Genomic DNA, 22,413 nt, shown 5'->3' on the forward strand with positions numbered 1-22,413 from the left:
CTGAGCGTGAACATGAAACGACTGCTTGCCGAGGTCAATACCGATGAGCGTAACGTTTTGCATGATGATCCCCTTCAGAAAGAAAAACACCCTGCCAGCGTACCGCTCACAGGGTGGGGGTGACCATCTCATTAACCCGCCATAAGGCGGGGTCTGAGCAACGCCGAAAAATACTCAGCACAGGCGGCGAATTTGCCGGTCTTGCCAACCGGCGAACAGCAGCAAACCGCATAGCGCGCCGAGCAAGGCGCAGAACATGTCGGACTGGGTATCCCACGGGTCGCCCTGGGTGCCGAGAAACTCGTCGGCGCCCTGGCCCAGCGCCAGCGCCGCCCACCACTCGATCAGCTCGTAAACGGCGCTGATCGCCAGCGCGATGCAGCACACCACAAAGCCCAGCATCTTGCGGCCCTGCACATAGCCGCCGCGCTGCAGGATCTCGCGCGCCACCAGCGACGGCACCAATCCCTGGAAGAAATGCCCCAGTTTGTCGTACGGGTTGCGGCCAAGATCCAGCCACTGCTGCACCTCAAACCCCAGCGGCACGCGGGCGTAGCTGTACATGCCGCCGAAAATCAGGATCAGCGCATGAAATAAAATCAGCGTGTAGAGCAGCGGCGTCAGCGGATAGCGGCGATAAGTCAGCCACAGCAGCGGCAAAACTACCAATACCGGCGCCACCTCCATCAGCCAGGTGGTGCGATCGTAAGGGCGGATGCCGCTGTGGATCAGCGCGGCCAGCAGCAGCAGGGTGATAACGGACAATAACAGCGGGGTACGCGAGGCAGGCATAACCAACGTTCCTTCGGGTTAACGGATCAATACACTCTTTATACCGCAGATCCTTGGGCGAAAAAAAACAGGCGGAGCGTCGCCGCTTCGCCTGTTCGATGTGCGCGTACCCTGAGCGGGATTATTTCAGCGCTACGCGGATCACGTCGTCCGCCGCGGTGGCTTCTTTCTCGCGGCTGGAAGCCTGCTTGACGCTGACGTACAGCGTCTGACCGTCCGGCGACAGCGCCAGGCTGTTCGGGTGGGTCGGCGTCTTGATGGTGTTCAGCACCTTGTAGCTCTTGGCGTCGATTACGCTCACTTCGCCCGCCTGGCGATGGGTGACGTAAACTTCATTGCGCGCCGGGTTGAACAGCACCGCCAGCGATTCCGGTACGTCGATCTTGCTCAGGATGTTGCCGTTGCGGGTATCCACCACCAGCACCTGCGGCTGCTTGGAATCGGTGATGAACGCGCGATGGGTAGCGGTATCCAGGCTGATGTTCAGGAAGAAGTGCTCTTTGGACTCATCCAGCTTCTTGCGCGACAGCACCTTGTTGGATTGGGTGTCGATGGTCACCAGCTCGCCGTCGGCGTTGGTGACATACAGACGTTTGGCGGCGGCGTCCAGCGCCAGGCCGGTGCCGTATTTGCCGGTGTCGGTCACGGTGGCGCGCAGGGTCAGATCCTTGCCGTCCACCACCCACACCACGCTGGATTCACCCAGACCGGTGATGTAAAGGGTATCGCTGTCGGCATCCGCCACCAACTCACGCGGCGCCAGCGGCTTGACGGTCTCGGAGCGCTTGCGTGCGTCCAGCACCAGGCGGCCTTTCACGTCGCCGGTCTTGGCGTCGATGGCGGTCACCGAGTTATTGACGGTGTTGCCGAAGAACAGCGTGCCGGTCTTGGCGTTGACGGCGGCGCCGAACGGTTTGATGTCATTATGAATAATCTGGGTCACGTCCAGCGTGGTCGGATCCAGACGATAAACGATGCCGCCCTTGTCCAGCTTGCGGCTCTGCGACGTCGCCAGATAGAGCGCGTTCTCGCTCGGGCTGTAGGCCATTTCATAGGCGCCCTTGCCAACCGGCTTGCGCAGCACTTCCGGCGCGGTCTGCGCCAGCAACGAGTTGGAGAACAGCAGCGTGGACAGCAGCATCAGCGGAAATGCCGCACGTTTTCCCTTAGTTATCAAAGTATTCATCGTAATCTCCTTATATCCTTCATACTTACAGCTACATCGGCGTTGGCTGCGCTCGCTCGCCCCAGTCACTTACCGGAGTAAGCTCCTGGGGACTCACGTTCTTGCCACCTTGATGCAACTGCAATTATTTTGGATATGGCTCAAAAGAGCGGCGTTTTATGTCAAACCAGACGGCCGCCGCATTATCGTTATTAAAATCAGGCTTTCTCTTCGGAAAGCAGCGCCCACCAGCTGTCGATGGTCGGGTTGCGCGCCAGCGCGATAAAGTCGATATCGCCGCGGATCTTGCGCCAGCGGGTCGCCAGCTCCATGATGCGCACCGAATCCAGGCCGTAATCGATCAGGTTCTCATCGTTGCCCATGTCTTCGCTGTCTTCGTCAAGCAGCGGCAGGATCTGCTGACGCAGTGCATCGATGCTGGCGATACCGGCAGCCGGCAACAGAGACGCGGTGGTCACCACCCGGCCGCAGCGGCCGGCGGTGTAGCGCAGCGCCATCAGGTGTTCGTCGCGCGAGAAATCCGCCAGGCCGTCGGCCACCATGAACGGCTGGATATTGCGCATGAAGGCGTCGATGGCGGTGGTCAGGCAGCCGATGTGCGCATACACGCCGCAGATGATCAGCTGATCGCGGCCGGACTCCTGCAGGATCTCCTGCAGCGGCGAGCGGTGGAAGGCGCTGTAGCGCCATTTCACCAGCACCGTGTCGTCTTCGTCCGGCGCCAGCGCGGCGGTCACCGCCTGCTGCTCGGGGTGTTTGTTCAGGCCCGGCCCCCACATGTCGTTCAACAGCGCGCGGTCTTCATCGCTCTGCTGGTTCGGCTGCGCGGTATAGAACACCGGAATGCCCTGCTGTTTGCAGTAGCGGCGCAGGTTGGCGATGTTCTCCACCACCTGTTTAATCAGCGCGCTGTCTTCGCCCCAGAAATTGAGGAAATACTGCTGCATGTCGTGGATCAGCAGCGCGGCGCGCTGCGGTTCTACCTGCCAGGTGACTTTATTTTGCGGCAGTTCGTCCGCCGTCGGCAGCGCGTAGTCATTAAGTTTTGGAATGGCCATCGATTAATCTCCCTGAGCCTGAGTCTGTAGTTGCGCGTCGAGCTGCTGGCGCAGCCGTTTTTTGTCCACTTTGCCGACCGGGGTCAGCGGCAGGCTGTCCACCTGAATAAAGCGATCCGGCAGTTTGAAGTCCGCCACGCCCTGCTCGCGCAGGTGGCGGCGCAGCACCACCGGCTTCAGCGGCGCGTTGGCGATGATATAGGCGCAGCTCTTCTCCCCCATCAGCGCGTCCGGCATCGACACCAGCGCGGCGTTGATCACGTCCGGATGACGCAGCAGCAGGTTCTCGATCTCCTCGGCGGCGATCTTCTCTCCGCCGCGGTTGATCTGATCTTTCTGCCGCCCCTGCACGGTGATGTAGCCGTCTTCGCTGATACTGATCAGATCGCCGGAGCAGTAGAAACCGTCGGCGTCGAAGGCGTCGGCGTTGTGCGCCGGGCTTTGGTAGTAACCGCGGAAGGTATAAGGCCCGCGCGTCATCAACCGGCCGACCTCGCCCGCCGGCAATGGATTGCCGTCGTCATCCGCCACCCACACCTCGTCGTCCGGCGACATTGGCCGCCCTTGCGTCGTCAGGATGTGGCGTTCGTCGTCGTCCAGCCGGGTGTAGTTGACCAGCCCTTCCGCCATGCCGAACACCTGCTGCAGTTGGCAGCCGATTTCGTTCTGAATGCGCGCCGCCAACGTCTCGCCCAGCTTGGCGCCGCCCACCTGCAGCAGTTTCAGGCTGGCGAGCTGGGCATTGCCGCCCCACTCTTCGATCGCCTGCAGCCACAGCGTGACCGCCGGCGGCACCAGCGCCGTCACGTTGATTTGGTGCTGTTCGATCAGACGGAAGCACTGCCCGGCGTCCGGATCGGCGGCGAACACCACCAGCCCAGCGCCATAAAACACGCCCAGCACGCCCGGCGAACTCATCGGGTAGTTGTGCGCCACCGGCAGCGCGCACAGATAACGGGTCTGCGCGTCGAAACGGCAGATCTCCACGCTGCGGCGAATGCTGTAGTAGTAATCATTGTGGGTGCGCGGGATCAGCTTCGGCGTACCGGTGCTGCCGCCGGAAAGCTGGAAGAACGCCACCTGATCGGCCGCGGAAGGCTGCGCGACAAAACCGTCGCTCGCCTCGTCCAGCCAGGCGGCCAGCGCCAGCTCGCCCTCGGGCTGGCTGCGCAGCGCCACAACCCGCAGCGAAGGATGCGCATCGCGGAAGGCGTTCAGGAATTGATCGTCGGCAAACAGCGCGTGCTGGCGATCGGCGATCAGCAGCGCCGGTTTGATCTGCTCGGCATAGGCGTTCAGCTCGCTGCGCTGATGGCTGAACAGCGCGTTGACCGGCGCCACGCCAATTTTCAGCAGCGCGAAGAACACGATATAGAACTCCGCCACGTTGCCCAGCTGAACCAACGCGGTGTCGCCGGATTTCACGCCGCGGCGCAGCAGAGCGGCCGCCAGGCGATCGGAGCGCTGCTGCAGCTCGCGGTAGGTCAGGCTGCCCTGGGCGTCGATAATCGCCGGGGCGTCGTTGTTGGCCTGGCGGTCGAGGATCTCGGTCAGCGGCTTGTCAGTCCAGTAGCCGCGTTCGCGATAGCGGCTGGCGAACTCCGCCGGCCAGGGAGTAAAGGCAATGCTCATCTTGTCGTTATCCTTGATTCATACCAAAGGCACGCAGAATGGTGCTGAGTTTGGTGCCTGTTTCATGCCATTCAGATTCGGGTGAAGAGTCTTCCACAATGCCGGCGCCGGCGAACAGACGCACCCGGTTGCCGTCAACGGTGCCGCAGCGGATAGTCACTACCCACTCGCCGTTGCCTTCGTCATCGCACCAGCCGACGATGCCGCCAAACAGGCCGCGATCGAACGGCTCCAGCTTGCCGATCAGGGCGTGCGCCTGGGCCGTCGGCATGCCACACAGCGCCGGCGTCGGGTGCAACAGGCAGGCCAGCGACAGGGCATTTTCGTCTGGAGAGGCCGCCTCGCCGTCGATCGGCGTGGAGAGATGCCACAGCGTGGTGGTGGTCAACAATTCAGGGGTGTGCGGCACGTTCAGGTAGCGGCAGCGGCCGGCCAGCACGTCACGCATGCTTTCGGTGACGATGCGATGCTCGTGGCGATCTTTCGCCGAGGCCATCAGCCGCTCCCCCACTTCGCGATCGCGCTGCGGGTCGGCCTCGCGCCGGGCGGAACCGGCCAGCGGGTTGGAGTAGAAACGGCCGCCGTCCTGGCGCAGCAGCAGCTCCGGGCTGGCGCCCAACAGCGCGCCCTGCTCCAGCGGCACGTGGAAGTGGAAACCGTGCGGGTTTTGGGCGATCACGCGCGCCATCAGCGCATGGCGATCCACCGGCCGGCGCGTTTCGATCTCCAGCAGGCGCGACAAGACCACTTTATCCAGCTCACCGGCCTTCATCGCGTCAACGGCATCGCTGACCATGTTCATGAACGGCTGCGGCGGCGGCAGCTCCGTTATGCCAGCCAGCTCCGGCCCCTCTGCCGCCGGCTGAACGCCGGCCATAAAAGCGGCGCGATCGAACCAGCGGCTCTGCTGCGGAATAAACAGCGCCGAAGGCTGCCGGGTATCGAACGGGATAGCGCCGCACAGCAGCGGATTTTTGATACCGGCCTGACGGGCCTCGGCAAACGCCTGCCGCACGCTGCGCTGGAACTCGCCGTTCAGATCGGCGCCGTCCGCGGCCGGCAGGCGAATGCGGCTGAAACATCCGGTGGTGGTCAAGCTGCGGAAAGGGGAGGTAAAGAAGAAGCCCGACGCCGGAGAAAAATCAGCGGCGAACCGGTGTTCTTCGCGCTCCTGCATTTCCTTTCGATTGATGTCGTTCACGGCAGTATCCATCGCTTCGCCCTCAGATTTTGAAGTGATAACCAATATAATAATGATTATCATTTGAGTTAATTCCGCGCTAAATTACTCGCCGATATTTGCCATGTCAATAAACGTAAGCACTTCTTTCATTTCAAAATCATGACATAAACGCTGTGGGTTTTACGCATGCCGATGATAAGCATTGCTATTTGATCCCACAGCATTGTCTTAACGCGTTCGACTACTTTTCTGTGGCGGGCTGCGGCTCCGGTTTGTGCAGCGTCACCTGGCGCAAACCGGTCATGGCGAACAGCAACAGGATGCCGAGCAGCGCCGCGCCGAAGCCGAAACCGCTGGCGCTCATCGCCGGCAGCATAAAGGCGCCCATCGCCCCCAGCAGCAACGCGCCCAGCGCATCGCCCACCACGTTTTGCGCCGTCCACAGGCCGTTGATGCGGCCGAGGAAGTTGTCCGGCGTCAGGCTCTGGATCAGGCCGTATTGCAGCAGCGAGTTCAGCGCGCTCAGGTAGCCGAACGCCACCAGGCACAGCAACGCCAGGCTGTACCACGGCATCAGGCCGAACAGGCCAATGGCGGCGAACGCCGCGATCGCCGTCAGCAGCATCACCCAACCGGGGCGCGCCACGTGCGCCACGCGACCGCTGGTGAACGCGCCGATGGCGGCGCCGAGCGGCACGGCGGCGTACATATAGCCGAGGTGGGCGGCGTCGATGTGCCAACCTTCCGCCATCGCCGGGTACAGCACGCGCACCGCGCTGGCCATGGTCAGCAGCGCGCCGATCAGCGCCACCATGCCGATCACCTTGTTCTGGAACAGGAAGGCGAAACCGCCCGCCAGCGCGCGCAGCGGGTGTTCCCGCGGCTGCGGCGGCGGCATCAGCTGCGGCAGGCTCAGCAGCGGCAGTAGCGTCAGCAGGGTGCCGAACGCCGCCAGGCCGTAGTTCCAGGCAATGCCCATATGGGCGATCACCAGGCCGCCGATCGCCGGAGAAAGGATCGAGCCGAAGCGCACCGTCAGCATGCTGATGGCGCCCGCCTGCACGATGTTTTCGCGGCCCACCAGCGCCGGCGTGGCCGCCAGCAGCGCCGTCACCCCCACCGCGCCGAAGAAGCCGTCCCACACCGCCAGCAGATAAATGGCCGCCAGCGAAGGCGACGGCAACAGGGCGTTGAGGCACAGGCCGACGAAGCCGATGCCGCAGGTAGAGCGCGCGAACAGGATCAGTCGGCGCCGCTCATAGCGATCGGCCAATACGCCCCCCATCAGCAGCCCGGCGAACATGCCGCCGCCGGCCAGCGTCACCGCCAGCCCGACCTGCAGGGTGGAACCGGTCAACGCCTGGATCTGCACCGGGATGGCGATCGCCATCAGCCCCAGCGCCACAATGGAAATAAAGCGCGCGCAGAATACCGCGCGGAAAGCCCGGTTGGTTTTCAGCAGGCTAAAATCAAGCAGGATGGAGGGTTTGCTACTCATCGGTTTTTCACCACATCGTTAAACGGGGATTCTGCAGTTGCGGGGCGCTATGCTAGCACAGATGGCGAAATCAATAATGATAATAAAACTCATTGATATTCAACCGTGAGCAACCGCAAGAAACGCCGCCACACGCGGGGTCATCCCCGTGCCTGGCGGCGAGATGACGGACGCGATTACAGCGTGCGCAAGATCCGGTTCAGCAGCGGCCCCAGCACTTTGAACGACGCCGGCGAAACGATATCGACATGCGCACAGTCCAGCTCGTGCGCCTGCAGCGCATCGACGTACTGCGACCAGGTTTGCTGCACGTCCATCCCTTCCTGCAGCGTGCGTTTGGCGACGAACAGCGTCGCCTGGCCGTGGAAACGAGCAGTACGCGTGTGCGACAACAACCGCACCGAGTCAGCGTAGTTGGCTTCGATGTTGTCGAACATCGCGGTGCGCGTCTCGCCCAGCGCCGGATCGAGCGTATCCTGCGACACCGCCAGGAACTGCTCGCGCTCGCGCTGCACTTCCTTCAACACGTTGTCGTCCAGCATCACGTCCCAGTTTTGGGTCTCCGGCGGATAGGTATCCAGCAGGCCGAGGAACGCCACCTGCTCGCCGCGCGCCTGCAGCCGGGCGGCGATGCCCTGCGCCAGCGTGCCGCCCAGCGAGTAGCCGATGAAGTGGTACGGCCCGTGCGGCTGTACCTGCAACACCGTCTGCAGGTGGGCATCCACCACCTGATCCATATCTTCGCTCAGCGCCAGCGGGCCGTCCGGCCGCGGCGACTGGATACCGACCAGCGACCAGTGCTGATCGAGATAGCGCGGCAATACGCTGAACTGCCACGAGAAACCGGACGCCGGGTGCAGACAGAACAGCGTCGGCCCCTCGGTGACGCGCAGCGGCAATACGCTGTCGAATCCGCTGCGATCGGCCTCTTCCTGCGTGCGATCTTCCGCCAGCAAGGCCGCCAACTGCTCAACACGCGACGCCACCATCACCTGGCCGACGGACACCGCCTTGCCCAGATCGCGGCGCAGCTCTGCCGCCAGCCGCATCGCCAGCAGCGAATGGCCGCCGAGCGCGAAGAAATCGTCGTCGGCGAACACCTGCTCGCGCTGCAGCAAGCGGGCGAACACCGCCGCGATCTCGCTTTCCAGCCCGGCCTGCGGCGGCCGTCCTGCCTTGCGTTCACCGCCCTGCGGCTGCGGCAAGGCCTTGCGATCCAGCTTGCCGTTGGCGCTCAACGGCAAGTCGCTCATTTCCACCAGCGCCACCGGCACCATGTGCGGCGGCAGCCGGTCGGCCAGCGCCGCGCGCAGGGCTTCCGCATCCCAGCTCGCGCCAGGCTGCATCACCAGATAGCCCACCAACTGGCGCGCATCGCCGCCAGCGTCCACCGGCGTGCCCTGCAGCACCAGCGCGTGCGTCACCGCCTGGCGCACGCCCGGCAGCGACAGCAAGGCGTGGTCGATTTCGCTCAGCTCGATACGCTGCCCGCGGATCTTCAGCTGATCGTCGCTGCGGCCCAAATATTCCACCGCGCCGTCCGGCAGCCAGCGCGCCACGTCGCCGGTGCGGTACATGCGCCCGCCCTCGCCGAACGGATCGGCGACAAAGCGGCTGGCGGTCAGATCCGGCCGGCCAAGGTAGCCGTGCGCCAGCTGCACGCCGGTCAGATACAGATCGCCCGCTACGCCCGGCGGCACCGGCCGCAGGCGCGCGTCAAGAATGCGCAGCCCGGTGTTCCATACCGGCAGGCCGATCGGCACGTTGGCGCCGGTCACCTTTGCCAGCGCGTCGCCGTAGGCCGGATGCCAGGTCACGTCCACCGCCGCTTCTGTCGGGCCGTAGAGGTTGTGCAACGGCACCGCCGTGCGGCTTTGCCACAGGCGGCACAGCTCCGCCGGCAGCGCTTCGCCGCTGCAGAACACCTGGCGCAGCGCGGCGCAGCTCGCCACCGCCGCGTCGTCGTCCAGGGCGGCCACAAAAGCCGCCAGCATCGACGGCACGAAGTGCAGCGTGGTAATGCGGTGCTGCGCGATCAGCTGTTGCAGCTGCTGCGGATCGCGATGCGCCTCCGGCGGCGCCATCACCAGCCGGGCACCGACCATCAGCGGCCAGAAGAATTCCCATACCGAGACGTCGAAACTGCACGGCGTTTTCTGCAGCACCGCATCGTCCGCCCCCAGCGGATACTGGTGCTGCATCCACAGCAAGCGGTTGACGATCGCCTGATGGCCGACCAGCACGCCTTTCGGGCGCCCGGTGGAGCCGGAGGTAAAGATAATATAGGCCGCATGGTTCGGCGTCGGACCCGCGATCGCCACCCCGGCGGCGTGATCGGCCGGCAGCGGCGCGTCATACAGCAAAATTTCGCCCTTGTCGGCGAACCGCGCCTGCTGCGCCGGGTTGGTGATGACCAGCCGGGGCGCGGCGTCTTCCAGCATCATCGCCAGCCGCTCGTCCGGATAACCGGTGTCCAACGGCAGATAGGCGGCGCCTGCTTCCACGATCGCCATCAACGCCAGCGACAGGAACACCGAACGCGGCAGCGCCACCGCCACGATGTCGCCCGGCCGCACGCCCTGCGCAACCAGCTCGCGCGCCAGCGCCATGACCTGCTCGCGCGTTTCGCGGTAGGTGAAATTGAAATGCGCATCCGCCAGCGCCGGCGCGTCCGGCGTGGTTTGCGCCTGCTGCGCCAGCAGCTGGCTCAGCGTGGTCGCCGGCACCGGGTGCGCCGTGTCGTTGACCCGCGCCAGCAGCGCATGATCGTCGGCGGTCAGCATATCGGCTTCGCCGATCGGCAACGTTGCCTGCGCGGCGAACTGCGCCAGCAGCAGCGGCAGCCGCTGCAGGTACGCCTGCAGTTCCTGGCGACCGTAACGCTCGGCGTTGGCCAGCAGCTCCACCTTCAACTGATGGTGTTCGTCGATAAACAGCGCAATCTCCAGATCGCGCACCGGCCCGGAGGCCAGATCGTGAGTGATGCCTTCGATACCGGCGAAATCCAGCTGGTAATCGAACATTTTGAAGTTGAAGACCGTGCCGTACAGCGGTTCGCCGTCGCCGATGCGCCCCAGATCGCGCTGCACCTGCTCGGCGTCGTAGCGCTGATGGCGGCGCACCGTTTTCAGCTCGCGGCTGATGCGGGCGGCGGCCTCATACAGCGTGGCCTGCGGCTCGAGATGCATCTCCATCGGCAGCACGTTGATCACCGGCCCGGCGGCGCACAGGGCGGCCGATCCGGTACGGCGCATGAAGATAAAACCGGCGCTGAAACTCGGTTGGCCGCTCAGGCGCGATACCCACAGCGCCACCAGCGCCACCGCCATATCGGCGGCGTTCAGCTTCTGCTGCGCGCCGCATTGTACCAGTTCGGCGAAGGCCTGCGGATCGCAGCGCTGTTCCAATCGATGGATGCGCGGCGTGGGGGTTTGCCCGGCCAGCGGCTGTGGGCAGAGCGTGGCCGGCGGCGGCAACTGCCGCGCTTTTTCGAGCCAGAAATCGGCGTCGCGCTGCCAGGCCGGCGCCTCCCGGTAAGCCTGGTATTCCGCCACCACGTCGCTGAACGCCGTGAAAGGCGTCGGTTCCAGCGCGTCGCCGCGGCAAAGATGGGTGTAAATCGCCGCCACGCGGCGAGCGATGGCGGTGAAGCTGAAACCGTCCACCAGCAGATGGTGATAGCGCTGATACCAGAACCAGCGGTTATCCGCCAGGCGCATCACCACATGGCGATACAGCGGTGCGCCGCTGCCGGCGCGCAGATCGCTCGCCAGATCGATGTCCATCAGCGCGCGCGCGGCGGCTTCGGGATCCGGCGACGTCGTCAGATCGACAAGTTCCGGCTCGTGCACCGCCAGCGCGTCATCCAGCCATTGCACCGGCACGCCGTCGCGTTCCGCAAAACGCAGGCGCAGCATGTCCACCTCGCCCAGGCCCTGGATGATGGCCTGCAGCAGAGGCTCCACGGCAATGGGGCCGTTGAGTTCGATGGCGTGGGCCACCGCGTAGGCATTGCGATGCGGGGAGATTTGATCGGCGACCCAGATGCCGGGTTGCGCCGCGACCAGCGGCCATTCGCCCGCAAGCGCCGGGCCGCTGAGAGAGTTAGGGGTGTGTGACACTGCTTATTGCTCCCGTGATTACCTGGCGCCGGTCACGCCTTGCTTGCTGCGACCGGCAGAATGTCTTGCCAATGCTGTTCCAGCCACTCGGTGCACGCGGTGCGCGCCGCCGGGCCGAAGACGATCGTCCAATCGGACGGAATGGCGCGGAAATCCGGCCACAAACTGTATTGTTGTTGTACGTTGCGCAGCACCAGGCTGCGCTGCTGTTGATCATCGAACGGATTCAGGCTTTCCATCATGTGCTCCTCGTGCCGTCGCCGATGCCGGATAAGCGGTGGCGAAAGCGGAGGCCCAGACCGCCTGCAGCCCGTCGGTCAGGCCGCTGCGCCAGCACAGCGCGTCGTGCCCGCCTTCCACCACCCGATAGTGCACCCGATGGCCGGCGTCGCTCAGGCGCGCCGCCATTTCGCCGCTGACCCGGTGCACCAGCTTTTCCTGCGAACCGGCTTCCATAAATACCTTCAGCGCGCCGTGGTTGCCCAGGCCGTGTCGTTCCACCTGCTGCATCAGCCAGCAGGCATCGTCGGGAATGCTCGGCAGCTGCAGCATGTCGCGCCGCGGCCACCAGTAGGAACCGGACTGGGTAATTACCGCGCCGAAGCGCTGCGGCCAGCGCAGCCCGGCGTACAGAGAGGCCAGGCCGCCAAAGCTTTGCCCCGCCACCACCGTATCGGCCGGTTGGTCGCTGTGCGGCGCCCAGTCGGCCAGCTGCGGCATCAGTTCTTCCTGCACCGCCAGCCAGAAATCGTCCTTGCAGGTTAATTCTCGCGCCCGGTGCGGCAGATCGATGATGTCGATCAACACATACACCGCTTCCGGCAACGCCCCCTCGCGGGTCAGCTGCATCAGCGGCTCCCAGACCGGCATCTGCTTCGCCCAGAACTGACCGTCGAGCAGGATTGCCAACGGACGCTCGGCCGGCTTGCTGTCGCCGGTGGTGTAGATCCAAACGTCGCGGCTGTTGCCCAGGCGCTCGCTCTGCCAGGTATGGCGCTGCAAACGCGCCGGCAGCGGCGGCGTGCAGCGCCCGCTGGCGATCTCATACTCGTCGAACGAACGCCATACCGGCTGCGGCGGCGCATCCGGCATGTGCAGGCCGGAGACGCTGTGGCCGCTGGCGCTTTGCCAGGAGCGATACGGGTTGAGCAGATCGGGGGTGGCGCTGGCGAACACCTGGTGCCACCAGTGGCGCAGGTTGTGCATGTTGGCGTGCGCATCGTCGCCGCTGAACGCCGGCGGCCGCTCGTCAAAGCAGGGAATAAAGCAGTAGCTGCCGCGCCAGGCGCCGCTCAGCTCGGTCTGCCAGTACCACACGTCGGTGCCGGCCAGACGCTGCAGGCTTTGCGGCGGATTCGGCTGGTGATGGTCGGTCAGGCAGTTGATGTTGATCCACACGCGGCGGTAGGCGGAGGTCAATTCGCATCCCTGAGGATCGCGCCAGAAAAAGGTGGTTCGCCAGCGGCCATTACCCGCCGGTTCTACCCATGGCGTACCGCGCCGTGCCACCGTCAACCACCATCCTGGACTGCCCGCATTGCTGCTGGCCAATAATCTGCTGCTTTCTGACTGTAGTTCTGTATTCACAACGCCTACCCATTTTGTAGTTGGCGGCACCGGGAACGTCGACTTTTCCCTATCGCCGGCCACCGCCCGAACGCACTGTACGCCAAATACTATTGATAATAATTTGCATTTGCAATAGTGTGTAAGGCTTGGAGATCGTGCTGGTATTGCGCGCAACGGACAGGGATCGGGGATATATCAATGGCATCCCTTGCCGCAGCCGATTTTCTATTTCCGACTACACAAAAACTACAACCGCCCTTCCCCCCGTTCGGCGAGGGATGGCAGCAAGGTAGGACACTCAGATGAAAAGCAAGCTATCACGTTATTCTTTAGCCACTCTTATCGGCTTGGGATTGGGCGCGTCCGCGTTCGCCAACGCCGCGCAGCAGACCGACACCCCCACCACGGAAGAAAACAGCGGCGCCGCGGATAAAAAGCCGCGCGGCGAAGACACCATCGTCGTGACCGCCGCCCGGCAGAACCTGCAGGCGCCTGGGGTGTCCACCATCACCGCCGATGAGATCAAGAAACGCCCGCCGGCGCGCGACATCAGCGAACTGATCCGCACCATGCCCGGGGTTAACCTGACCGGCAACTCCACCAGCGGCCAGCGCGGCAACAACCGCCAGATCGATATCCGCGGCATGGGCCCGGAAAACACCCTGATTCTGATCGACGGCAAACCGGCCTCCAGCCGCAACTCGGTGCGTCAGGGCTGGCGCGGCGAGCGCGACTCGCGCGGCGATACCGCCTGGGTGCCGCCGGAAATGATCGAGCGCATCGAAGTGCTGCGCGGCCCTGCCGCGGCGCGCTACGGCAACGGCGCCGCGGGCGGCGTGGTCAACATCATCACCAAGAAGGCCGGCGATGCGCTGCACGGCTCGCTGAACGGCTACTTCAACGTGCCGCAACACAAGCAGGAAGGCGCCACCAAACGCACCGACTTCAGCCTGTCCGGCCCCCTGAGCGATTCCCTGAGCTTCCGCCTGTTCGGCGGCTACAGCAAAACGCAGGCCGACGCCTGGGACATTAACGAATCGCATAAGTCCGAACGCGTCGGCGCCTACGCCAACAGCGTCCCCGCCGGGCGCGAAGGGGTGGTCGATAAAAATATCGACGCCTTGCTGCACTGGGACTTCGCCCATCTGCAGTCGCTGGAGTTCGAGTACGCTTACGGCCGCCAGGGCAACCTGTACGCCGGCGATACCCAGAACACCAACACCAACGCCCTGGTGCAGAGCAACTACGGCGAAGAGACCAACCGCATCTACCGTGAAACCTTCGGCCTGACCCACCGCGGCGCCTGGGACAACGGCGTGAGCACCAACAACTACGTGCAGTTTGAGCGCACCCGCAACACCCGCCTGAACGAAGGGCTGGCCGGCGGTACCGAAGGCATCTTCGACACCAAAAACACCGGCTTCGGCACCACCAAGCTGGACGACTTCCTGGCGCACAGCGAAGTCAGCGTGCCGTTCGAACTGGGCGTCGCCCAGACCGCCACGCTGGGCACCGAGTGGACCCAGCAGCGGATGAAAGACGGCACGTCCACCAGCCAAACGCTGATGGGCGGCACCATTCCCGGCATGACTACCGGTACGCGCAGCCCTTATGCTTCCGCGCATATCTTCTCGCTGTTCGCCGAAGACAACATTGAACTGACCGACACCACCATGCTGACGCCGGGCCTGCGCTACGATCTGCATTCGGAATCCGGCAATAACTGGAGCCCGGCGCTGAACCTGTCGCAGGAACTGGGCGACTACTTCACGCTGAAGATGGGCATCGCGCGTTCCTACAAAGCGCCGACGCTGTTCCAGACCAACGGCAACTATCTGCTGTACAGCAAAGGCCAGGGATGTGCCGGCAGCGATACCAAAAACGGCTGCTACCTGCTGGGCAACGACGATCTGAAGGCGGAGACCAGCGTCAACAAAGAGATCGGGCTGGAATTCCATAACGAAGGCTGGCTGGCCGGCGTGACCTACTTCCGCAACGATTACCACAACAAGATTGAGGCGGGTAACTCTCGCATCGCCACCAGCAGCACCGGCACGGCGGTCTATCAGTGGGAAAACGTGCCGAAAGCGGTGGTGCAAGGGCTGGAAGGCTCGCTGAACGTGCCGGTCAGCGAGACCGTCACCTGGAGCAACAACGCCACCTACATGATCGAGAACAAGAACAAGACCACCGGCGATTACCTGTCGGTGATCCCGAAGTTCACCGTCAACTCGACCCTCAGCTGGCAGGCCACGCAGGATCTGTCGATGCAGTCCACCCTGACCTGGTACGGCCGTCAGAAGCCGAAGAAGTACAACTACCAGGGTAAACCGGCCACCGGCGGCGAAACCCGCGAGGTCAGCCCTTATGCCGTCGTCGGCGCCAGCGCGACCTATGACCTGACCAAAAACGTCAGCCTCACCGCCGGCATCGATAACCTGTTCGACAAACGCCAGTTCCGCGCCGGCAACGCGCAGAACGTGGGCGATCCGAACACCGGCGCGATCAACATCGCCGGTGCAGGCGCGGCCACCTACAACGAACCGGGCCGCACCTACTACATGAGCATCAACACCCACTTCTGATGACATGACCCAATGACAAAGGGGCGCCGCGGCGCCCCTTTTTTATATTTATATTCAGTTAGTTGGTGTGCAGCTGAATACGCACCACGCTTTCCGGCTTGCCGGCCTTGGTGGAAGCGCCGTCGTTTTTCACCGTCACGAACAGCGCGTCGCCTTTCGGATCCAACGCCAGACTATTAGGGTGCGGCGGCAGGTCTACGGTTTGCAGGCGCTTGAGCGTCTTGGCGTCGAACACCGTCAGCGTCCCGGCGCCGTGATCCACGCGTACGCCTTTGCGGTTGGCGACGTACAGCCGCTGGCTGCGCTCGTCGAGCAGCAGGCCGATCGGCACCTCATCCGTCAGTTCGCTGGCCAGCACCTTGCCGCTGTCCGCATCCAGCGCGAATACCCGGTGGCCGCTGCTGCGCTTCACGTAGTCGTGCCCCAGATGATGATTGCGGTAGTTATCGCGATCGATACCCTGATCGACACCCAGCAGACGATTGCTCGCCGGATCATACACCAGATTCAGCAGCTGATCGGCCTGCACTTCGTGGGTGGCGGTGATCGCCAGCGTGTCGGCGTTCAGGGTGATCACCTGCCCCTGCATGTTGGAGACGAATACCCGGCGGCCCTTCTCATCCAATGTGATACCCACCGCGTTGTAGCCGAAGCCCGGGATCACTTTCTCCAGCTTGCCGGCCTTGGTATCGACCACGTACAGCACGCTGTCGACGCCGAAGCCCAGCCCCGGCAGGAACAAGCGGCCGCTTTGCGCGTCATACTTGATCTCGCGAATGCGGTACAGGTAGTCCTCGGTGATTTTGAACTTCTTCAACTCCGCCAGCAGGAAGTCCAGGCGCTTGCCGCTGATGCCCGCCTGCTTGTAGGCCTGCTCCAGCACCGCTTTGTCCAGCAGCTTGATGCTGCCCAGCGCGTGGTTGGTGGTGGTGTCCACCACCCCGACTTCGCCGTTGAATCCCTGAGTCAGGTACAGGCGATTGCCCGCATCGTTCAGCGCCACGCCGAAGCCTTTCACCTGCAGCGGGATCTCCGCCTTGATCGCCAGGGTGTTGGGATCCAGCCGCAGCACGCGGGAGCGCGCCTCTTCCTTCCAGTCCGGCGCGCTGACGAACAGCGCCTGTTGCGAGGTGCTGTAGGCCATCTCCACCACCGCCGACGACAGCGCCTCGCGCTTGATGTCCTGCGGTTTGATGCCGGCATCGTCGGCCTGCGCAGCGCCGGCGACCACCAGAGAGGCCGCCACCAGCAGCGACAGTAACGCGCGCGGGGTTGCTAGGGTTCCAGACATCCTTTTATCTCCTTGAAAATCATGCTTTCGGTTAGAGTGAAACAACGTCATGCCTGCGGCCCGGGCGGCAGCGCCGCCAGAGCGATATCGCCAGCGATGTGCTGCGCAAACTGGGTAAAGACGTGCTGAACGCCGTCGGCGATCAGATTGGCCTGCTCCCGGCTGTAGTGATCCTGGCGATAGGTCATCATCACCCGCAGGGATTTCGCCCCGGCCAGATCGTCTTCCATCACCTCAAACTGCAGGCCAAGCAGCGACTCGGCTTTTTCCGGCTCCACCTGGCGGTAGGCGATCGCGCTGCCGTCCTGCAGCCGGAACTCGCCGTTCAGCTTGATGCGGCTGTGGATCTGGATAAACACTTCGAACATGTGGTTCTTGCGGTCGGCGTCCACGCCGAACAGCCCTTCCTCCACCAGATCGATTGGAATATCGGTGTACGGCAGCGAGCCGTTGATGGTGTTTTTCACCTGGCTGACCAACCCGGCCACCGTCAGCCCCTCGTCGAAGCGCACGCGGTGCACCACCACGGTGGTGAAGTAGCCGACGGTATCGAAGAACTCGGCGTCGTTACGGCCGGAGGTCGAGGTGCCCACCAACAGATCCGCCGGGCCGCCAAGCAGGCGCAGCGCCGAGGTAATCCCGGCATACACCACGTTGAACAGCGAAGCGTTGTTGCGGCGGGCGAGCTGATACAGGCCTTCCGCCACGGCGGGATCGACCTCGAACTCCAGCCAGCCGCCGTTGACGTCTGCCGGTGCCGGCACTGCCGGGTGGGTGGATGGCTCTTGCCGGAAGATCGGCTGGCCGACCGGCGCGCCGCGCAGCGCATCGAGCCAGTAGTCCAGATGTTGCTGCTGCACCCCGGAGGCCCGCTGCTGCCGGGCGAAGGCGTGGAACTGCGGCGGCTGCCCGCTCCACTGCGGCGCCTGGCCGACGACGCGATGGCGGTAGGCGACGCCCAATTCATCCATCATCAGGTTGAGCGACCATTCATCCAGCACCACATGGTGGAACAGCAGCGACAGCAGCTGCTGACCGTTGTCCGCATCGCGCAGCAGCGTGACGCGCAGCGGCAGCTCGGCGGCCAGATCGAACCGGTGCTGGCCGGCGTCGGCCAACAGGGCGGCGGCGTTGCCCGCCGGCGTCTCGTGGGAGAAGCGGAACCACTGGTACTCCGGCAGCTCGGCGGCCGGCACCACCACCTGCACCACCTCGCCCTGCTGCTCGACGAAGCGTGAACGCAGCACGGTATGGCGAGTCATGACGTCGATAAACGCCTGACGCAGCGCCGTTTCATCCACCGCATCGAAGAAGCGCAGAGAGAACGGCAGGTTGAAAATCTCGTCATGGCCGAAGGCTTCATACACCTTCCACAGCGATTCCTGCGCCAGCGACAGCGGTGCCTGCGCCCGATCATGATCGTCGGCGGTGGCCACCGCGGCATTCGGCTGCGCAACGTTCAGGCGTTTGGCATATCCCGCCAAACCGCGCGCCGTCGGATGGCTGAACAGGTCGTTAATGTTGATTTCGATCTGATGCAGGCTCAGCAAACGGCCGATCACCCGGGTGGCCACCAGCGAATGGCCGCCGCGATCGAAGAAGTCTTCATCCAGGGTCATTTCCGGCGCCACCAGCGCCTCACGGAACTCCTGCAAAATCAGCGGTGCAACGCTTTCGTCCGCGTCGCCGTTCGCCGCCGGCGCGGCCATCGCCGGGGAAACGGACTCAGCCGCCGGCAATGCGACGGCACTCCGCTGCCCGGCCAGGAAGGCGCTGAACTGCTCCAGCAGGAAAGGCGCCACATGCGGAGACAGGCGCGGATCGGTGACCAGCTCGAGCGTCAGCGCTTCCGCCTCCGGCAACCCCAGCAGCAGCGCCAGCTCAAACGGCGTATGCAGCGGCGGCAGCAACAGGCGTTCGGCATGAACGCCTTCCAGCCGCCACTCTGCGGCCAGATCGTCGCGCCAGGCCACCAGCAGCTGCGCCCGTTGCGGATCAGGCTGTTCAGCCACGGTTTGCGCCAGCAGCCGCTGCCCGGCGTCGCCCTCGCCATGCTGCACGGTCAGGCGCATCAGCGGCGGCGCCGTCAGGCCCAGCTCCAGGCCGACGCACTCCGCCGTATCCGCCGCCGGCACGCACAGCTGCACCGCTTGGCCGCCGGCCTGCGCGGCGACGAACTCGGCAAACCGCGCCGCCACCGCCGCCAGCAGCGCCCGCGGCGTGTCGTTGGCGGGCAACAGCGAGCGCGCAATGCGCGTGACCACGCGCGCGCCCACCGGCGGTAAGGCTTCAGCGCGCTGCGCCGGGCTGCGATAATCTTGCAGTGAGACCGCCTGGCGCACCCACGGCAGCTGCGGCTCCGGAGTTTCCGCCAGCTCGACCGGCTCCGCCGCGAAAGGCAGAGGCATCGCGTCCCCGTTATAACGGGCGGACAGCATCGCCGGCAGATGACGCCACGGCAGCGTTTCCGCCAGGATGTCATGCAAGACCACGCCCAAAATCACGTTATCGCCCGGCGTGAGCAACAGCAGGCAGCGCAGCGGCGCTTCGCTTTCCAGTACAAACGGCGTTGCCTGCGCTTGCAGCAGGCGACAAATGGCCTGTTGTTCGTCCCCCACCTGACGAAGGCTCAACGGCAACGGCGCCGAGCCGGCGGGGCGTTTCACCAGGCCGTTTTCGTCATCAAAAACGTAGCGCACGTCCACGCCCGGCGTTTCCCGCACCAGCGCCTGCAGCGCCGCCGTCAATTGGGCGATATCCACATCCCCCGTCAAACGCCAGGCCAACGCCCGCTGCCCGCGTGCGTCACCCTGCTGCAGATGGGCAAACCATGCCCGTTCTTCGGCTTCGCTTACCGGCCGCTCGCCGCTCGCCGACGCCGCGCCCAGCGCCTGAAACGCGCTCTCCAGCCGCTGGGCCTCTTCATCGCTCAGAATGCTGTCAAAATCACCGATCACTGCGTTATCTCCTCTGCCCGGCCGTGCCGGGATAGCGCATAAAACGGGGGACATTCGTCCCCCGTCATCGCGATAGCGTTAGAAATTCAGCTCAACCGCCGCGCCGACCAGGCGGCCTCGCTGCAGGGTCGCCGTGTAGATGTCATTACTTCTGACCATCTCGCGGCGGTCGGAATCAAACAGGTTTTTCGCATACAGCGTGGCGCGGCCGTAGTCGAAGGTGTAAGCCAGCTGGGCGTTGGCCGTCCAATAGGAGCCGATACGCCCGCGCGAATCGTTGTCATACGCCGAGTAATAGGAGTCCGAGAACGCCACGTTGCTGCTCAGCTCCCACCCTTTCAGGAACTGATATTTGGCGCCCATATTGGCGGTGTAAGCCGGTGCGCGCGCCAGCTCATGCCCTTCCACGCCGCTGCCCGAGAATTTCTTGATGTCGGTTTTCAGCAGGCCGAGGTTGCCGAACAGCTCAAAGTCCCAACGCGGCTGCCAGGTGGCGCCGATTTCCGCGCCGTAGGTTTCCACCTTGTCGGCGTTGCGGATCACGCTGGAGTTCTCACCCAACGAGTACGGCAGCTGCATGTCTTTGTAATCGTTGTAGAAGATGTTACCCGTCAGCACCACGTTGGCGTCTTTCAGGTGATGGCGGGTGTACAGCTCATAGTTCCACACATACTCGGAACCGTAGGTATAGCTGACCACCGGCGTGCCGATCGTGATGCCGCCGCCGCCGGCGTTATAGCCGCGCGCGATCTTGGCGCCGTAGGTTTGGGTATCCGTCGGTTTCCAGGCCACGTCCAGCTTCGGCAGGAACACGGTGTAGGTTTCATCGAAGTCGATACGTACCGCCTGACTGCCGCCGTCGCGGCGGCGGTGTTCGCGTTCCAGACGGCTGGCGGCGGTCACGTCCACCTGCGGCGTCAGCGCATAGGTCAGCTCAGCGAACGCCGAATGGGTATCGGTTTTATCCTTGAAGGTCGATCCGCCGAAGATGTTGACGAACTCATCCTGCGTACCGTGGAAATAACGCAGCCCAGCCAGCCCGTGCAGGCGGCTGTCCGCGCCGCCGAAGCGCACCACCGGCTCTACGTGAACTTCCTGGCCGTCAATCTCGGCGTATTGGATGTTGTAAGCGGTAGGACGGTTGATGTTGAAATCGGTATAGATAACGCGGTTTTCCAACGTCAGCGCATCGGAGGCCTCCCAGGCCAGATCCCAGATGGTGCTGTTCATGTTGCTTTTGAACACGGCGCGGCGCGGATCGTGGCGCGGATTGGTTGGGTGCGGCTGCGGGTTGAGGCTTTCGTTCTGTGGTGCGGTGCTGCCGAAATGGTTAAAGGTCAGTTTGGTAGTCAGATCGCGCAAGCCGGCCGGATTGAACAACAGCTTGGCGCGGGCGGTGGTGGCTTCCACTTCTCGCGGATCGCCCACCGGCGCATAGGCCGGCAGATCGGCCTCGCTGCGGCGGCGCTGGCGATCGACGCTCACGCGGAACGCCAACTGATCTTCCACCAGCGGGCCGGACGCCATGGCGGCCAGTTGCGAAGAGTGTTGGTTGCCGGCGCCGCCCTTGAAGGCGCTTTCCCACTCGAAGGTCGGATCTTTACTGGCCATGACGATGGCGCCGGCGATGGCGTTGCGCCCCTGAATGTAGCTTTGCGGGCCGAGGAACACTTCGACGCGATCCAGATCCCACAGCGACTGCGGGCCGAACGCCTGTTCGTTATAGGTCAGCGAACGGCCGTCCAACGACAGGTTGAGGCGCGGGCGGGTGCCGCTGAGGAAGGCGTTGGCGCCGACGTTCGGACCGGAACCGTCGATACCGCGCACGGTCGGAAGTTCGTTGCCGATGCCCAGATCCACCACGTTGGGGGTCATGCGCAGCAGATCGGGGATCTGCACTGCGTCGGGCATCGATGCGATGCGGTTGCTGTCGAACACCTGCACGCTGGAACTGGTGTCGAAAATAGAACGTTTGACCTTCTCACCGGTAACCAGCAGCGTTTCCGCGTCCTGGTAGGTTTCGTTGCTCTTCGTTTCCGCCGCGTTGACGTTACCGATCGCCAGTGAACAAACCCCTAAAAATACGGAGGAAAACGCCCCAATGGCTTTCATCCCCGCTTTTTCCCCGTTTCCTACGCTTTCATGCCGTTGAGCCGCAAAATGCTTGCCCATAGATGTCTTCTCCTTTCATCCCAGAGGTGCACAAAATTTGATTTTTTTTACACAACCTACATCGACACTCACACAGACCATGACGCTGCGGCCTTCCCGGCCTTGCTGTTGCTTATCCCTGCGGCAAACCCATGTTTTTCGCGGCCAAACGAGCGCGGCCCCGTCCACGGCCAAGCCGCCGGCGAAGCGGCCGGCAGCTTGTATAAAAACGTAAAAGAGTGTTAAGAATGATAATATTTTGCATTTTCTAATGCAAATCATTATCAACAAAGATGAGGAGCCGAGCACGGAAACAGCCAGAAAGCCTTATACTTTTGCAGGTAAAACAAGCGCTGTAATAACAAGCAATCATTTCAATGCTAAGAATAA

At 63.6% G+C, this 22,413-nt stretch carries 13 protein-coding genes; 1 reads left to right on the forward strand and 12 read right to left on the reverse strand.

Going from position 1 to position 22,413, the window contains the following annotated elements; all coding sequences use genetic code 11:
- Positions 1–174: 174 nt before the first annotated feature.
- From REA38_RS20665 to fes, 9 genes are all read right to left on the reverse strand, one after another.
- The gene (locus REA38_RS20665; protein ID WP_308886549.1) at positions 175–792 is read right to left on the reverse strand and encodes a DUF2238 domain-containing protein; all 618 of its coding nucleotides are present in this window, start codon (positions 790–792) and stop codon (positions 175–177) included.
- A gap of 121 nt (positions 793–913) precedes the next feature.
- Positions 914–1,978, reverse strand: coding sequence for a YncE family protein (locus tag REA38_RS20670; RefSeq protein ID WP_308886550.1), 1,065 nt, complete (start codon positions 1,976–1,978; stop codon positions 914–916).
- 197 nt (positions 1,979–2,175) lie between these two features.
- The gene (locus tag REA38_RS20675; RefSeq protein ID WP_004930014.1) at positions 2,176–3,036 is read right to left on the reverse strand and encodes an isochorismatase; all 861 of its coding nucleotides are present in this window, start codon (positions 3,034–3,036) and stop codon (positions 2,176–2,178) included.
- A gap of 3 nt (positions 3,037–3,039) precedes the next feature.
- The gene (locus REA38_RS20680) at positions 3,040–4,668 is read right to left on the reverse strand and encodes a (2,3-dihydroxybenzoyl)adenylate synthase (protein ID WP_060423881.1); all 1,629 of its coding nucleotides are present in this window, start codon (positions 4,666–4,668) and stop codon (positions 3,040–3,042) included.
- A 7-nt stretch (positions 4,669–4,675) separates the two neighbouring features.
- Positions 4,676–5,881, reverse strand: a complete 1,206-nt coding sequence (locus tag REA38_RS20685; RefSeq protein ID WP_308886551.1) for an isochorismate synthase — start codon at positions 5,879–5,881, stop codon at positions 4,676–4,678.
- A 211-nt stretch (positions 5,882–6,092) separates the two neighbouring features.
- Positions 6,093–7,349 (reverse strand): enterobactin transporter EntS, encoded by a 1,257-nt coding sequence (gene entS, locus REA38_RS20690; RefSeq protein ID WP_033636752.1) that lies wholly within the window; start codon positions 7,347–7,349, stop codon positions 6,093–6,095.
- 176 nt (positions 7,350–7,525) lie between these two features.
- Positions 7,526–11,470: an enterobactin synthase subunit F gene (locus tag REA38_RS20695; RefSeq protein WP_308886553.1), complete on the reverse strand. Its 3,945-nt coding sequence runs from the start codon at positions 11,468–11,470 to the stop codon at positions 7,526–7,528.
- A 32-nt stretch (positions 11,471–11,502) separates the two neighbouring features.
- A complete protein-coding gene (locus REA38_RS20700) occupies positions 11,503–11,709 on the reverse strand; it encodes an MbtH family protein (RefSeq protein WP_033636748.1) in 207 nt (68 codons plus the stop codon).
- Positions 11,684–13,057 (reverse strand): enterochelin esterase, encoded by a 1,374-nt coding sequence (fes, locus tag REA38_RS20705; protein ID WP_308886555.1) that lies wholly within the window; start codon positions 13,055–13,057, stop codon positions 11,684–11,686. Before fes ends, REA38_RS20700 begins: the two co-directional genes overlap by 26 nt.
- 284 nt (positions 13,058–13,341) lie before the next feature.
- Between fes and REA38_RS20710 the strand changes: the two genes are divergently transcribed.
- Entirely contained in the window at positions 13,342–15,624 is a 2,283-nt protein-coding gene (locus tag REA38_RS20710; RefSeq protein WP_033636747.1) for a TonB-dependent siderophore receptor, read from the forward strand.
- A 58-nt stretch (positions 15,625–15,682) separates the two neighbouring features.
- On the opposite strand, the gene REA38_RS20715 is transcribed toward REA38_RS20710, so the two are convergent.
- The 3 genes from REA38_RS20715 to REA38_RS20725 all read right to left on the reverse strand — a co-directional run bounded on the left by REA38_RS20715 (position 15,683) and on the right by REA38_RS20725 (position 22,044).
- Complete coding sequence (locus REA38_RS20715; RefSeq protein WP_033636746.1) at positions 15,683–16,915, reverse strand: YncE family protein; 1,233 nt, start codon at positions 16,913–16,915, stop codon at positions 15,683–15,685.
- Between the two features lie 47 nt (positions 16,916–16,962).
- Entirely contained in the window at positions 16,963–19,872 is a 2,910-nt protein-coding gene (locus REA38_RS20720; RefSeq protein WP_308886556.1) for a condensation domain-containing protein, read from the reverse strand.
- A gap of 78 nt (positions 19,873–19,950) precedes the next feature.
- On the reverse strand, positions 19,951–22,044 hold the full coding sequence (locus REA38_RS20725) for a TonB-dependent receptor (protein ID WP_033636744.1): 2,094 nt from the start codon (positions 22,042–22,044) through the stop codon (positions 19,951–19,953).
- Between the last annotated feature and the right edge of the window lie 369 nt (positions 22,045–22,413).

The sequence above is a fragment of the Serratia sp. MF1(2023) genome (assembly GCF_030954545.1).
Taxonomy (GTDB): Bacteria; Pseudomonadota; Gammaproteobacteria; order Enterobacterales; family Enterobacteriaceae; genus Serratia; species Serratia sarumanii.